This is a genomic window from uncultured Pseudoramibacter sp. (genome assembly GCF_903789625.1).
Classification (GTDB): Bacteria; Bacillota; Clostridia; order Eubacteriales; family Eubacteriaceae; genus Pseudoramibacter; species Pseudoramibacter fermentans.
This window is the reverse complement of the sequence record NZ_CAIFFF010000002.1, coordinates 129,938-144,503: the sequence shown is the minus strand read 5'-3', so window position 1 is coordinate 144,503 and position 14,566 is coordinate 129,938. Positions and strand designations below refer to the sequence as shown.

The window sequence follows — 14,566 nt, the reverse complement described above, 5'->3', positions numbered from 1 at the left end:
ATTTAAACGATATCATAAAGAAAGTGTTAAATAAGAATTTCGTGAGGACAGAAGAAGATGGACATTAATTTTTGGGGTGTACAGGCGATTTGCTTTGCGGCGATGGCCTTTTCAATCAGTTCGTTTATTTTTAAAAAGACCTGGGGGATTTTACTGTTTCAGGGTATCGGCAATTTTCTCTTTGTCGTTCAGTTATTTCTGCTGGGCTCCTACGCCGGTAGTCTCGGAACGATTGTGACCTTTTCAAATAATATGGTGCTCGTCGCGAGTCTCTACGGCGTGAAATGGGCGAAATGGAAAGGCTGGGAATGGGTGCTTGTCGCCGTGGCTTTGTTCGTGTACACAATCACGTGGGAAGGCCCCATCTGTCTGTTCCCAATCATCGCGACGCTGGTGTTTATTTTTACAACGTGGACGCGGGATGAAAAGATCATCCGTATCGGAAAGGTCTGCTGCGTTGGGCCGTTTTGGATGATTTTTAATTACCACGCTGGCACTTACGCCGGGGTTGCTTCTGAAGCTTTTGGAACTTGCGTTGCGGCGATCACCCTTTATTTGTATCACCGTGACCGAAAAAAATACGCGGAAAAATAACAGGCTGAAACATTAAATGGGGATCCTATTGAGGGAGCATAGCTTTACTCTCGATAGGATCCATTTTTATTGCGGCATTTATTGAAAAGCAAGAGAAATTGGATATAATAGAACAAAAATTAAAAATACAGAGAGGTTTAAGCATGCAGGGAACGATCGCGCTTACAAGTGCGCGGCTGAGGCTCAGACGGTATATGCCGGGGGATGCAGAGATACTTTACAAGGATTTTGGAACAGATGAAAAATGTTCGCCTATTCCGGATGGAATCCTTACGCGACGAGGGAACAGGCACAGGCCACAGTTGATCGGTTTATCGCAAATTACCAGGATTGTCATTTCTACGGCTGGGCCATTGAATGCGGTGAAGCATTGGTAGGGACCGTCGGTGCTTACGATTACGATCCGGAACAAAACAGCATTGAGGTCGGTCTCAGCATCAAACAAGCGTATTGGGGCAGAGGCTATGCGGGTGAGGCGCTTCATACGGTGCTCGCTTATTTAACCGAACAAGAGGGCATCCGAGCGGTGACGGCGTGGTGCGCATCTGAAAACATCGGATCAAAAAGAGTAATGGAAAAATGCGGGATGCGGCGAGATGGTGTTGAGCGAAATGCTTTATCCATTAATGGGCATTCATTTGACAAATTAAACTACACGTATCGCGCAGAGATGAAAATTTCAGAATAAACGAAATCAGAGCAGCGGCGTCATACAAAAAGGCGTTCTGCTTTTTAATTTGCTCGGTAATTTGAAGGGACTTTAGTTTCATTTAATAATTGCAATGTATGATAATATGAAATTGAAAACAACGCATATAAAATAATTTTAAATGATGAGGTGATGATGGATTATGGTTGACAGTACAGCCCTGACATTTGGACAATATATGGCTTACCTGCTTCAGCCGGGGAAGCTTTTCATGATGCTGTTGATGGCGGCAGTCTGCATTGCCGCGGCTATCGGCATTATCTTGGTCGCCGCGCGGGTCATGTCCAATAAATATTCACAAGCGACAAAGCAAACTTTTTTGATCGACGAAACCATCAGCTTGACGGAGCGTTTCTACGAGTTGATTTTCTCCAGCACGTTCATTCTGATGTTTGTCGCGATCTATTTTGCCATTGACTATTTTGGCTTTGGCACAACGGATAAAGCGGTTTGGAGCAAGTACAACGGCATTATCCTGCTGCTTTTTATCTTGGGGTCTGTGATATTGAACTCATTTGTCGACAACAAGATCATTCCGCTGAACCATATTCGTCCAGGTGAACGCGCATCCATGCGGCTTCTCGGGATGATCTACATGCTGGTGATTTTCGCGTACATCAAATTTTTTTACGTGGATAGTAATTACGACAACATCATTATGTATTTTATCACCCTCGTGATTGGCCGCTTCGTTTATTTTGACGCCTCGCTGGAAAGTTTTCAGGAAGCGATGAACGGCGTGAAGGATAATCTGCCGCTTTTGCTGCTCGCGTTGATGTGCACGTCGATTATGGCCGCCTTTGGGTTTAATACTCACTACTTGCAGGAACAATACGGTGTCGTGTTTAATCTCTTTTACGCCCATATTTTTTTGTTGGTGATTATTTTCATCGTGCACCAGACGGAAATCGCGAACCATTTTGTCGAAAAGACGGCGAAATCTAAAAATACGGTGGCATTGGGAAGAGAAAATGAAGGCATCGCCTATCCCGGCCAGGAAACCATGTGGCTCAACGCGAAAGAAATCAACGAACGGGATCGTGAAATCCGTTATCAAAAGGCTAAAGAAGAGGAACAGCTGCGCCGAGAAAAACGCCGCGCGCGATTAGATGAGGCCGTTAAACGGACAACACAAAATCGTCAAGGTCCAGTGAATCAACCGGTCAAGCGTACGCGGCTGCCCAAAAATCAAAGCATGACGTCAAAAGAAGACACTGTCCGTCTGCAGAACAAGGTGCCCCGTCAGGCGGCGTCGGCAAAAACAACGACACCGAAAACGCCGCAGCGATACGTCAGTCATCGCAACCATACACATACCAGGCATTAAAGTAAACCCCCTCTCGTAATCACACAAGAGGGGGTTGATTGTTTTCAAAATAGCTGAAGCCTAAAACTTAAGCGTTGTGATCCACTGTTTTGTGGACGATTTCGCGCATCGCCGGCCAAGTTTCCATGTAGCGTTCCATGTAGAATTTGTATTCTTCATGTTTTTCCATGTTCGGACGATAAGTTTTGTCGACCTGAACCATGGTGTCGGCAGCTTCGCCGAAATCTTTGAATAATCCGGCACCGACACCGGCGATAATGGCGTCGCCGAGGCAGCCGGCGCTCTGGTTTTCGATGGTGGTGTAGATCGGCACACCGATGATGTCAGAATGCATCTGCAGCCAGAAGTCGGAAGTGGCAATCCCGCCGCAGGCGTAGATTTCGTTAACCTGATAGCCAGCTTTCTTCATGCTGACGATGCAGTGGTTGGCGCCGTAGGCGACCCCTTCATACACAGCGCGGGCGAGGGCTGCCGTATCGGTTCCGATGGATAATCCCCAGAACATGCCCCGGGCTTTGGAGTCCGAATAGGGGGCACGGTTGCCCTGGAAGTAGTCCATCATGACAACGCCGCCGGAGCCGATTGGCACTTTCTTTGCTTTTTCCGTGATGAGATCGTAGATATTCATATCGCGGTTCATCGCTTCTTCGACCCAGGAACCTGGGACGAGGTTGTTCTTGAACCAAGTCAGGATGGCGCCGGATGCCGTCTGGCCGCCTTCGAGGAGGCTGGTGCCGTCGTACATGCAGTTCGGGTAGGTCCCGTTGACGCCGTCGACGTGGAATTCTTCTTCAGAGAGGCCGAGGAGGCAGGATGAAGTCCCGCCGATTAAGGTCATGCCGTTCGGGCGGACCCCGCCGACACCGAACATGCAGGCGTTGCAGTCTGCGGTTCCTTCGATGACGACCGTCTTGGTGGACAGACCGAAGGCAGCGGCTGCTTTTTCAGAAACCTGTCCGACCGGTTCGCCGACTTTGAGGATGGTCTTCGGCACTTTGTCGAGGACATCGTCCAGTCCGACCGCTTTGAGCAGATCGACCGGGAAACCGCCGTTTTTGTCGTCGTAATTCCAGCGGAAAGCAGCGACGGACATGGACAAAGTTTTCTTTCCGGTGAGGATCCAGTTGAGCCAGTCTTCAAATTCAAACATCGTTTTAGTCTTGGCCCAATTTTCTGGTTCGTGGCGTTTGACCCACATATTTTTTGGAATCATCGTATCGGCGCGGAAGCTAGGCTTGTAGAATTTCGTCGCATCATACTGATCGCGGATTTCGTCGATTTCTGCAGCTTCGCCGGCAGCGCGGACGTCCATCCACAAAATCGGTTTACGCACAGATCTGTCGTCTTCGCCGAGATAAACGAGGGTGTTGGTCGTCGCGTCGCAGGTGATGGCGACGATATCTTCAGGATCGACTTGTGCTTTGCTGATGGCGTTTGGAATCGCTTCCCCCAAAGCGACCAGCCATTTTTCATCGTCCTGTTCTGCCCAGCCATTTTGCGGATAGGTGGTTGGGTATTCCTGAATATCGTACGCGCGGTTACGCCCTTTTAAGTCGAAAATCGCGACGCGGACACTGCCGGTTCCAGCGTCAATTCCCATTAAATATTTAGCCATTACTCCTAACTCTCCTTTATTTAATTATTTTGATAGCTGCTTTATTTTGATTCGTTTTCGTAGTCGATAATACGCTGAACCTTTGCCATCGAACGGCCGTTTGTGTCGAATTCGCCGCAGGTTAAGTATTCTTTAACCATCATTTCAGCAAGTTTGATCCCGACCACTTGAGCCCCCATGGTGATGATGTTAGCGTTGTTCGACAGTTTGGCGCGCTGTGCTTGATAGACATCGTGGATGCAGGCAGCGTAGGCGCCTTTGACCTTGTTGCAGGCGATGGATACGCCGATCCCAGTGCCGCACACGACGATGCCGCGGTCGAATTCGCCAGAAGCGACAGCTTCAGCGCATTTGATAGCTACATTAGCATAGATCGGATCGTCAGAACCGAAATCGGCCACTTCGTGCCCCAGACTTTTCACATAATCCATTAATTGCAGTTTAAAATCCGTGGCGTTTGGATCACAGCCAAAAACAATTTTCATTATTTGTTCCTCCTAAAATTTGTAAAATCAATATACTTTCTAATTATTTTGTTTTTATTCCTTTACATAACCTATTTTAAACCATGATAGAAATATTGACAATTTAAATTCACGATTTTTTACAGAATTTCAACATATGCACATAAATTCAACCCTTTACATTAATTTACAATCCTAATACGGACATATGCTCAATAAATAGCGTGAATAATAAAGGAAATATAAAAGTGCAATATTCAGAAAAGCATTTCTGGGGCTGAAAATCAGTCAGCTTTGCAAAGTCACAACGATCGTCATAAACACCACACTTAATCGGATTTTGTCGAAGGATCCGGATTCGCCCAGAAATCGACAGGCTCATAATCCTGGAGCTTCGCCAAAAATCCTTTTTCGTCGAGTGCTTCTAAGATCATATCCAAAATTTCTTTTGAGTCCGCAGAAACGGTGTGATAATGATAGCCGGAAGTCGTGTTCTTCAAGAGCTTTGAAGAGCCGTTGGAGATGCGTTCGAGATAAAGATGCACGTCGTGACGGGAACGGATGTTGAGATCAGCGCGGAGGATGCCGTATACGCGGTGATAAACGAAAACATCCTCGACGCGTCCGCCGAGATCGACGATGGTGTTCAGCTCTTCTTCGGTCTGCTCATCGGAGTGGCGGACTTTGTAGACGCGGGAGTAGGCGCCGCTGCTCTGAATTGCATAGCCCTTTGTGGTCGAGAGAATGGGGGTGCCGCCTTTTCGCATCAATGCGATGTCCTGGACGATGACCTGCCGGCTGACGGACAGCCGTTTGGCCAGCGCCGAACCGGAAATAGGCCGGTCACTGCCCTGGAGCAGGCGGAAGATTTCCTTTCGGCGGGCATCACCTTTCATGGCCGCCTCCATCTGCTGGTTTCAAATGCTTGAGTGAAATGTCGAGGATCGGGGACGAGTGGGTGAGGGCGCCGCTGGAAATGTAGTCCACATCCAAATCCCTAATGGCTTCGATCTTTTCAGCCGTGACGTTTCCAGAAATCTCGAGCTCAGCACGGTGATCGATGATTTCAATGGCCTTAGCCATCGTGTCGTGATCCATATTGTCGAGCATGATGATATCGGCGCCGGCTTCGACCGCTTCTTTAACCATGTCGAGATTTTCAACTTCAACTTCAATTTTACGGACAAAAGAGGCGTAATCTCGAGCCATCGCGACAGCCTTGGCGACGGAGCCTGCCGCGTCAATGTGATTGTCCTTGAGCATTACGCAGTCGGATAAATTGGTCCGGTGATTGTTTCCGCCGCCGGTACGGACGGCGTATTTTTCAAAGATGCGGTTGTTGGGCGTCGTCTTGCGGGTATCCAGCAGCGTGATTGAGGTGCCCTCGAGAAGGGAAGCCATGCGGTGTGCATTCGTGGCGATGCCGCTCATGCGCTGCAGATAATTGAGGGCGACTCGTTCGCCGGAAAGCAGTACGCGGATGTCGCCGTATACGATGCCGAGAAGGTTGCCGCTTTTCACGAAGTCGCCGTCCTGTGCTTTGAAATCGACGGTCGTTTTCGGATCGAGCAGAGTAAAAACCCGTTCAAAAATCTGTAGGCCGCAGATAATGCCGTCTTCTTTGGCGATAAGCTGAACGCTTCCCTGAATGGCTTCAGGCATGACGGCGTTGGTGGAGATATCCTCTTCTGGAATGTCTTCCTCTAAGGCCGATAACAGCAAAGGGTCGATATTGAGTTTTAAAGTAGTGGGATCAAACATAGTGGGTTACTCCTTATTGATGATTAAATGCGAAGGTTTCGTGGGCATCACGGTCGCCACGTTCGTCGCGCTGTGCTTGAATTGCGTTTTTGACAAGTTGATGATAATTTTTTTCGATTTCCTTGACATTGGCGTAGCGGTCCAGAGGGATAGACTGAATCAGAACATCAAGTGTTTCGTTATTTGGAAGAACTGGGCCGTTTTTTAGGATATCTTGAGTGGCGCGTTTGGCAAAAACTAGGGATTCGAGTAGGGAATTGCTCGCCAGCCGGTTTTTGCCGTGGACACCATTACAGGCAGTTTCGCCGACGGCGTAGAGGTTGTCCATTGAAGTCTTACTCTCGTAATTGACGGCAATGCCACCCATGAAATAATGCTGCGCCGGTACGATTGGAATGCATTCTGTTTCAGGATCATAGCCTTTTTCTTCGCAGTGTTTGAGTATATTTGGAAAATGACTTTCTAATTCTTTTTTAGGGATCGTCTGGAGGTCTTCCCAAACGTGTTGGGTGTGGTCTTCCTCCATTTTTTTGTAAATCGCCTTAGAAAGAACGTCCCGTGGCAGCAGCTCGTAGACAAAGCGCTGCATATCCTTACCGTACAGCTTGGCGCCTTCACCACGGACTGATTCAGAAATGAGGAAAGATCGTTTGGTCGTATCCGGATCGTAGAATGTCGTCGGATGAATTTGAATGTAGTCAATATTTTTCAAATCAATATGGTGGCGCAGCGCGATAGCCAGGCTGTCACCAGTCAAATGGCGGTAGTTGGTAGAATGTTTAAACAGTCCGCCGACGCCACCGGTGGCTAAAATAGTCGTCTGGGCTTGAATGACTTCAATATGATCGTCCGATTTCTGCACGATGCCGCCGTAGCAGGTGTTGTCAGTTTCGACAATATCGAGCAGTGTCGTGTATTCGTAAAAGGTGATGTTAGGCTTGGCCCTTGCGGCAGCCAGCAGATGACGGGTGATTTCCTTGCCGGTGATGTCCTCGTGGAAGAGGATGCGGTGGTGAGAATGGGCGCCTTCCCGTGTAAAAAGGAAATGCCCGTTTTCGTCTCGAGCAAATTCGACGCCATAGTCGACCAGATCGTGGATGACGTCCTGAGAAGAACGGATCATGATGTCGACGGATTTTTTGTCGTTTTCGTAGTGACCGGCCTTCATGGTGTCTTCAAAATAGCTGTCGTAATCGTCGTCGTTCTTCAGCATGCAGATGCCGCCCTGGGCGAGAAAAGAATCGTTGCTCTCCAGATCCGATTTGGAAATAACGGTGATCTGTTTGTCATCGGGCAGGTTTAGCGCGGTGTAAAGCCCCGAGCATCCGCTGCCCACGATCAGAATATCTGTTGTTTTCATTTTGGTTAGTTGATTTCCTTGATTTTCTAGAAATTTTTTGAAATTGCTAATGATTATAGCACAGCGCCGCAAAGCTGACAAGACAGCTGACAAATAAAAATAAACAAGACAATTGACAATGCCGAGAGACTGTGGGTATAATAAGGCATCAAATTTCAAGCGACGTCAAAGGGGGAGCTTATTTTGAATATTCAGGAACTACAGGAAAAGATCATTCAGTTAAAGAAAGAAAAGGACGTGTGCATTTTGGCACACGCTTATCAGAGCCAGGATATCTGGGAAGTCGCCGATTACGTGGGCGATTCCTACGGACTGGCCGTTCAGGCGGCGAAGGATCCGCATCAGAACATCGTGATGTGCGGGGTCCGCTTTATGGCGGAAACCTGCAAGGTGCTCTCACCGGAAAAGAACGTAGTGCTCGCCAATTCGCTGGCAGCCTGCCCGATGGCGGCGCAGATGAACCGTCAGGATTTAATCGAATTAAAGAAAAAATACCCGGATTATACCGTCGTGGCCTACATCAATACGACGGCTGATTTTAAACGGGAAGTGGATATGATCGTCACCTCCTCTTCTGCGGTGAAGATCATTAAGAAAATGGATGCGGATAAGATCTTATTTGTACCGGACTGCCATCTGGGCACTTGGGTGGCCAAGCAGGTACCAGAAAAGACCTTCAAATTCTTTAACGGCGGCTGCCCGACCCACTGCAGAATGACAGCGGAAGACGTCAAGAGAGCCAGAGCGGAACACCCTGACGCAGAAATTCTCGTCCATCCCGAATGCTTGACCGAAGTGTCAGAACAGGCGGATTACATCGGCAGCACGACGGGCATCATGAAGTACGCGGCAGACAGCGACAGCAAAGAATTTGTCATCGGGACCGAAAACAGCATCGTCCAGCATCTTCAGTTTGCTCATCCTGAAAAACGATTCTACCCGCTTTCTAAAATGTGCGTGTGCATGAACATGAAAGCGACCACGCTGATGGATGTTTATCACAGCGTCAACGGCGACGGTGGCGAACAGATTGAACTGCCGGAACAGACGATTGAAGAATCCCGCGCAGCCATTGACCGCATGGTTGAATTTGGTCAATAAAACTTGACTTTTGTGTTATAATGATCTCTATTCTTTAATTTTGGAGGCATTATGCATATTCTGAGAACCATTTCGGGCCCGCTGATCGGGGCCCTGATTGGGTACTTTACCAATTTCATCGCGGTCAAAATGCTGTTCTTCCCCAAACACGAGGTGCGCGTTTTCGGCAAACGCCTGCCCTTTACCCCTGGGGCAATTCCCAAGGGCAGAAAGCGGCTGGCCAGAAAAGCGGGCGACGTCATTGCCAACCGTTTAATCACCAAAGAGGCTGTTGTCAGCCGGATGACAGAACCGGAGTTTGAAGAGGCGATGGTCGGCCGAATCGAATCGTTGTTTACGCAGTCGATTGGGGAAATGGTCACCAATGCGGGACATTCGGAAGAAAAATCGGCGCAGATGAAGGAAAAAATAACCGCGTCGATGACCGACTCGATTGTGAACTCGATTGAGCAGATTGATTTTGAGCAGCTGGTTCGGGACAAGGGCATTGCGATGATCAAGCAGAAGCTGGCTGGCAGTTTAATTGGCGCCTTTGTGACGGATAATATGCTGAACAATTTCGTCACACCCATTGCGTCGGCTTTAAGGGATTACGTTGAAACCGACGGGCGCGATTTGGTGCTGGAACAGGTGGCGATCAAGGTCGAACATTTGTTCGGGCATTCGCCGGAGTCCCTTTTACAGCGCGTTGACATCCAGCACGAACAGATTCAGCGTGTCATCAGAAACAAATACCGGGCGATCGCTGAAGAAGGGGTCGATCGGATTCTTAAGAAAATTAACGTCTCGGATATTGTGGCCGAAGCGATTGACGCCATGAGCGTTGATGAGCTCGAAGAGATGGTCTTGTCTGTGATGAAGAAGGAATTCGATATGATCGTCAATTTGGGTGCGATTATCGGCTTTGTACTGGGACTTTTAAACTTAGTGGTATGAGAAATCACAAAAAGCATTGCGCAGGCAGTGCTTTTTTTATTGGTCTGGCCGGGAACTATTTTGTCCAAGCGGCCCAAATGCTTGAAAGCTCAACAGAATATGCTATAATAAAAAAATATATTTGGTATAGAAGAGGCACTAAATTTAGGAGTTGAGTTAATGAATTCTCCATTCGTACATTTACATCTGCACACTGAATACAGTCTGCTTGACGGCTTCGGCCGGATCAATGACTACGTTCAAGCTGCAAAAAAAATGGGAATGGAGGCGATTGCACTCACCGATCACGGTGTATTATTTGGTGCTATTGATTTTTACAAGGCCTGTCAGTCTGCCGGAATTAAGCCGATTATCGGATGCGAGGTTTACATCGCACCACGGGGACTGCATCAAAAATCAGGACGGATCGACAGTCAAGCCAGTCATCTTATTTTACTAGCGGAATCCAACACGGGTTATCGCAATTTGTCAAAAATTGTTTCCAAGGGTTACATCGACGGGTTTTATTACAAACCCCGCGTGGATCACCAAGTCCTCAAGCAGTATCACGAAGGCATTATCTGCCTGTCCGCCTGTATTTCCGGCGAAATCCCAAAGGCGATTTTGGGAGGGCAGGAAGACAAGGCGCTGGCTTTGGTTCGGGAATATCAGTCGATATTCGGAGATGATCATTTTTATTTAGAGGTCCAGGACCACGGCCTCATCGAAGAGGCGAAGGTCAGGGATGTCCTTTACCGATTCGCTGAAGCATACGATGTGCCCCTCGCTGCGACCAACGACTGCCATTACGTCAATCAATCGGACTACAAGGCTCACGATGTGCTGCTCTGCATTGGAACGGGAGCGACAGTCGACGAGGAAAACCGGATGCGTTATCCGAACGACCAGTTTTATTTCAAATCGCCGGATGAGATGGCCGCGCTGTTTCCGGATCATCCTGAAGCGCTGGCCAACACGGTCAAAATTGCAGAACGCTGTGATGTGACCTTCGATATGGAAAGCGCCCACCTGCCGCAGTTTGAGCTGCCAGAAGGATTCGACAGCGCCGGCGCGTATTTGAAGTATTTATGCGAAACGGGATTGGCCAAGCGCTACGACCCGGTGACTCCTGAAATTAGGGAACGCATGGATTATGAGCTGGCGACGATCCACGAGATGGGATTTGACAATTATTTTTTAGTCGTTTGGGATTTTATCCACTACGCGAAAACCCACGGTATCCCGGTGGGGCCGGGGCGTGGCTCGGCGGCTGGTTCCCTCGTGGCTTATGCGCTCGACATAACGACTCTCGATCCGCTTAAGTACAATTTGATTTTTGAACGCTTCTTAAATCCGGAGCGGGTAACCATGCCAGATATTGACTGCGACTTCTGCTACGAAAGACGGCAGGAAGTGATCGACTACGTCATCCGCAAATACGGAAAGGACCGCGTCGCGCAGATCATCACCTTTGGGACGATGGCAGCCCGGGGCGCGGTCCGCGACGTTGGGCGGGTGCTCGGCATGTCTTATTCGGACGTCGACAAAGTCGCGAAGGAAATTCCAATGCGGCCAGGCCAGAATGTCACGATTGAAGAGGCTTTGAAGGAAAATCCAGACCTTCGAAAAATGGCGGATGAGGATATCAACGTCCGCGAACTTCTTCAGATGTCGGAGCAGATCGAAGGATTGGCGCGCCACGCGTCGACCCACGCGGCCGGTGTCGTCATCGCGGATGCGCCGTTAACCGAATACGTGCCGCTGTACCGCAATGGCGACGCGATCACCACGCAGTACACGATGAACCTGTTGGAAGACCTGGGACTCATCAAAATGGACTTTCTGGGACTGCGCACCCTGACAGTCATTCACGACGCGTTAAACAACATCAAGCAGACCCGTGGACAGGACATCGACATCAATCAAATCGACATGGAAGATCCGAAGGTTTACCAATTGATTGCCTCAGGCGACGATTTGGGGATCTTTCAGCTTGAAAGCCGCGGCATGATGGCCTTCATGCGGGAATTGAATCCACAGCATTTTGAAGACATCGTTGCGGGGATTTCGCTGTATCGGCCTGGGCCGATGGACCAGATCCCGAGGTATATTGCCAACAAAAAGGATCCATCGCACATTACGTATTTGACGCCGGAGCTGAAGCCAATTCTAGACGTGACTTACGGCTGTATGGTTTATCAGGAACAGGTGATGCAGATCTTCCGGGATTTGGCCGGTTTTTCGATGGGACGAAGCGATTTGGTCCGCCGTGCCATGTCTAAGAAGAAAAGCGATGTCATGGACGCCGAGGGTGAAGTGTTCATCCACGGGGAAAAAGACGCGGACGGCAATGTGACGGTGCCCGGCGCAGTGGCAAAGGGCATTCCGGAACACGTCGCCAGACAGATCTACGAGGAAATGAAGGATTTTGCGAAATACGCCTTCAACAAATCCCACGCGGCGGCTTATGCGGTCGTTGCCTATCAAACGGCCTGGCTGAAATGCTATTATCCAGCGGAATTTATGGCCGCGCTGATGTCGTCGGTGATGGACAACGAAAAGAAGATCGCGCAGTACATTGATAACTGTAAAAAACATCACATTCTCATCAAGGCGCCTGACGTCAACGAAAGCCGATACAAATTTTCCGTCGGTTTTGATGCGCAGAATAAGACGTACATTCGAATCGGATTCGGCGCGATCAAGGGCATGGGGCAGCACCCAGCCGACGATATCGTAAGAGCGAGAGAAAACGGCGGTCCGTTTAAGACGATGACGGACTTTTTTGAACGGGTGGATCTCCATCTGGTGACGAAAAAAGTGGTGCTCAATCTGATTTTAGCCGGTGGTTTTGATTTCTTGGGCTACGAGCGCTCGCAAATGGTCATGGGGTTTCCCAATGTGCTCAACCGGGTGGCCGACGAGAAAAAAACACGGCTTTCAGGACAGGTTTCCCTGTTGGATATGGGTGAGCTGGACGCTTACAAAGGGGACCGCTTCCCCAGTACAGAACCTTTTACGAAAGAGGAAAAACTCCTTCACGAAAAGGAGGTGCTCGGCCTTTACGTGTCCGGGCATCCGCTGGAGCATTACACCGGTGTGCTGGCAAGTGAAACCAATTTGAATGCGAGCATGTTGGACAGCTACGAAGATTTGGTGGAAAGCGGCATCAAAGACGGGGATAAGGTCTGCGTGGGAGGTATGGTCGATGGCCTTAAGATTCAGCTGACGAAAAACAACGAGCAGATGGCCTTCCTTTCGTTGGAAGATCTGTTCGGTCATATTGAGATTGTGGTTTTCCCGAGAATCTTCAATCAATTCAGGGCGCTGCTTCACGACAGCGAACCGGTTTTGGTCCGCGGGAGAATCAATTATAACGAAGAAATGAATGTGTCGATTATTGCCGACCAAATTGAAAAGCTGGATCAGGTACGCAGACAGAATCAACCTAAAAATCATCAAAATTTTACAATTCATGAGGAAAAGGCAAGTTATAATAAGGAAAGAGCAGCCAATGAAAAATTAGTGCTGGCTTTTCGTGATTACAGTGAAAAGGGAAAATTAAACCGGATTAAACCGCTGCTCAAAGCATCGCCAGGTGACACGCCGGTGATGGTTCAATTTGAAAAGGAACACAAGCGGTTCGGCGCAGCCCGCTCCTTGTGGGTCACTGCGGATTCGGGTTTAATCAAAAAATTGAAAGGGATCCTCGGCGAGGATAAGGTGAGTTTAAGATGAAACGAATTGGGCTCTTAACAAGCGGCGGTGATGCGCCGGGAATGAACGCGGCGATCCGTGCCGTTGTGCGGACAGCCGTTTATCATGGCTTTGAAGTGTACGGCGTGAACAGAGGCTACGCCGGTCTTTTGGAACAGGATTTTTATCCGATGAACAGCCGCTCTGTGGCGAATATTATTGATCGCGGCGGCACCATTTTGCAGACGTCGCGTTCCGACTTTTTCCCGACAAACGCAGGGCTTCACCGTGCGGCGGAAATTCTCAAGGAATACGAAATTGACGTGCTGGTTGTCATCGGCGGTGATGGCAGCTTGACCGGCGCGCTGAAGCTCCAGGAACTCGGCGTGAAAATTGTTGGGATTCCAGGCACCATTGACAATGACTTCGGCGCCAGCGATTACACCATCGGTTTTGATACGGCGGTTTCGACGGCGATTGAAGCGATCAGCAAAATTCGCGACACCACCTTCTCTCACAACCGGATCAATGTGGTTCAGGTTATGGGACGCCGGTGCGGCGACATCGCGATGTACGCAGGTCTGGCCTGCGGCGCAAAGGGCATGATCATTCCGGAAAAGGACGTGCCCCTCGAAACCATCTGCAGCCGCCTGGTGGAAGGGCGCGACCGCGGCAAGATGCACAGCATCATCATGCTGGCTGAAGGCTGCGGCGGCTACCGCGATTACTGCAAAAAGATTCAGGATTTAACAAAAGTCGAAACCAAGGGCACCAACCTGGGCTACATCCAGCGCGGCGGCTCTCCAAGCCACTTCGACCGCAACCTGGCGAGCAACATGGGCTACATGGCGGTTGAAGAAATCGCGAAGGGGCATACCGGGATCGTCATCGTCATTCGCAACGGCAAATACGAAGCGGTTGATCTCGAAGAAGCCCTCAATACGCCAAAGGTTTTTGACGAAGAAATGTACGAAATGATTCAGATTTTGTCGATATAAGTCGGCATGAATCGAATCAGAGATAA

At 49.2% G+C, this 14,566-nt stretch carries 12 protein-coding genes; 7 read left to right on the top strand and 5 right to left on the bottom strand.

The window, feature by feature from the left end:
* The first annotated feature begins 57 nt into the window (after nucleotides 1-57).
* The 3 genes from QZX60_RS01915 to QZX60_RS01905 all read left to right on the top strand — a co-directional run bounded on the left by QZX60_RS01915 (nucleotide 58) and on the right by QZX60_RS01905 (nucleotide 2,630).
* Nucleotides 58-594, top strand: coding sequence for a YgjV family protein (locus tag QZX60_RS01915; protein WP_295360738.1), 537 nt, complete (start codon nucleotides 58-60; stop codon nucleotides 592-594).
* A 244-nt stretch (nucleotides 595-838) separates the two neighbouring features.
* Nucleotides 839-1,282, top strand: coding sequence for a GNAT family N-acetyltransferase (locus QZX60_RS01910; protein ID WP_295360737.1), 444 nt, complete (start codon nucleotides 839-841; stop codon nucleotides 1,280-1,282).
* Nucleotides 1,283-1,445: 163 nt separating this feature from the next.
* Nucleotides 1,446-2,630 carry a hypothetical protein gene (locus tag QZX60_RS01905; protein WP_295360735.1) on the top strand — a complete coding sequence of 395 codons (1,185 nt, stop codon included), beginning with the start codon at nucleotides 1,446-1,448 and terminating at the stop codon, nucleotides 2,628-2,630.
* 67 nt (nucleotides 2,631-2,697) lie between these two features.
* Here the strand turns inward: QZX60_RS01905 and QZX60_RS01900 are convergent, their stop codons facing one another.
* The 5 genes from QZX60_RS01900 to QZX60_RS01880 all read right to left on the bottom strand — a co-directional run bounded on the left by QZX60_RS01900 (nucleotide 2,698) and on the right by QZX60_RS01880 (nucleotide 7,830).
* The gene (locus QZX60_RS01900) at nucleotides 2,698-4,245 is read right to left on the bottom strand and encodes a ribulokinase (RefSeq protein WP_295360733.1); all 1,548 of its coding nucleotides are present in this window, start codon (nucleotides 4,243-4,245) and stop codon (nucleotides 2,698-2,700) included.
* A gap of 41 nt (nucleotides 4,246-4,286) precedes the next feature.
* A complete protein-coding gene (locus QZX60_RS01895; RefSeq protein ID WP_295360731.1) occupies nucleotides 4,287-4,730 on the bottom strand; it encodes an RpiB/LacA/LacB family sugar-phosphate isomerase in 444 nt (147 codons plus the stop codon).
* A gap of 308 nt (nucleotides 4,731-5,038) precedes the next feature.
* Nucleotides 5,039-5,605 carry a transcription repressor NadR gene (locus tag QZX60_RS01890; RefSeq protein WP_295360729.1) on the bottom strand — a complete coding sequence of 189 codons (567 nt, stop codon included), beginning with the start codon at nucleotides 5,603-5,605 and terminating at the stop codon, nucleotides 5,039-5,041.
* Nucleotides 5,595-6,470 (bottom strand): carboxylating nicotinate-nucleotide diphosphorylase, encoded by an 876-nt coding sequence (nadC, locus tag QZX60_RS01885; protein WP_295360728.1) that lies wholly within the window; start codon nucleotides 6,468-6,470, stop codon nucleotides 5,595-5,597. Before nadC ends, QZX60_RS01890 begins: the two co-directional genes overlap by 11 nt.
* Nucleotides 6,471-6,483: 13 nt before the next feature.
* Nucleotides 6,484-7,830 carry an L-aspartate oxidase gene (locus QZX60_RS01880; RefSeq protein WP_295360726.1) on the bottom strand — a complete coding sequence of 449 codons (1,347 nt, stop codon included), beginning with the start codon at nucleotides 7,828-7,830 and terminating at the stop codon, nucleotides 6,484-6,486.
* A gap of 183 nt (nucleotides 7,831-8,013) precedes the next feature.
* On the opposite strand from QZX60_RS01880, the gene nadA reads away from it, so the two are divergent.
* The 4 genes from nadA to pfkA all read left to right on the top strand — a co-directional run bounded on the left by nadA (nucleotide 8,014) and on the right by pfkA (nucleotide 14,540).
* Nucleotides 8,014-8,931, top strand: coding sequence for a quinolinate synthase NadA (gene nadA, locus QZX60_RS01875; protein ID WP_295360724.1), 918 nt, complete (start codon nucleotides 8,014-8,016; stop codon nucleotides 8,929-8,931).
* Nucleotides 8,932-8,982: 51 nt separating this feature from the next.
* Nucleotides 8,983-9,867, top strand: a complete 885-nt coding sequence (locus QZX60_RS01870; protein WP_295360722.1) for a DUF445 domain-containing protein — start codon at nucleotides 8,983-8,985, stop codon at nucleotides 9,865-9,867.
* A 159-nt stretch (nucleotides 9,868-10,026) separates the two neighbouring features.
* The gene (locus QZX60_RS01865) at nucleotides 10,027-13,584 is read left to right on the top strand and encodes a DNA polymerase III subunit alpha (protein WP_295360720.1); all 3,558 of its coding nucleotides are present in this window, start codon (nucleotides 10,027-10,029) and stop codon (nucleotides 13,582-13,584) included.
* Nucleotides 13,581-14,540, top strand: a complete 960-nt coding sequence (gene pfkA / locus QZX60_RS01860; RefSeq protein WP_295360718.1) for a 6-phosphofructokinase — start codon at nucleotides 13,581-13,583, stop codon at nucleotides 14,538-14,540. The genes QZX60_RS01865 and pfkA overlap by 4 nt, the downstream gene beginning before the upstream one ends.
* Nucleotides 14,541-14,566: the final 26 nt, after the last annotated feature.

Coding starts and splice junctions, on each gene's coding strand:
- pfkA (WP_295360718.1), top strand. CDS start 13,581: ATGAAACGAATTGGGCTCTTAACAAGCGGCGGTGATGCGCCGGGAATG.
- QZX60_RS01890 (WP_295360729.1), bottom strand. CDS start 5,605: ATGAAAGGTGATGCCCGCCGAAAGGAAATCTTCCGCCTGCTCCAGGGC.
- QZX60_RS01895 (WP_295360731.1), bottom strand. CDS start 4,730: ATGAAAATTGTTTTTGGCTGTGATCCAAACGCCACGGATTTTAAACTG.
- QZX60_RS01910 (WP_295360737.1), top strand. CDS start 839: ATGTTCGCCTATTCCGGATGGAATCCTTACGCGACGAGGGAACAGGCA.
- QZX60_RS01915 (WP_295360738.1), top strand. CDS start 58: ATGGACATTAATTTTTGGGGTGTACAGGCGATTTGCTTTGCGGCGATG.
- QZX60_RS01880 (WP_295360726.1), bottom strand. CDS start 7,830: ATGAAAACAACAGATATTCTGATCGTGGGCAGCGGATGCTCGGGGCTT.
- nadC (WP_295360728.1), bottom strand. CDS start 6,470: ATGTTTGATCCCACTACTTTAAAACTCAATATCGACCCTTTGCTGTTA.
- QZX60_RS01900 (WP_295360733.1), bottom strand. CDS start 4,245: ATGGCTAAATATTTAATGGGAATTGACGCTGGAACCGGCAGTGTCCGC.
- QZX60_RS01905 (WP_295360735.1), top strand. CDS start 1,446: ATGGTTGACAGTACAGCCCTGACATTTGGACAATATATGGCTTACCTG.
- QZX60_RS01865 (WP_295360720.1), top strand. CDS start 10,027: ATGAATTCTCCATTCGTACATTTACATCTGCACACTGAATACAGTCTG.
- QZX60_RS01870 (WP_295360722.1), top strand. CDS start 8,983: ATGCATATTCTGAGAACCATTTCGGGCCCGCTGATCGGGGCCCTGATT.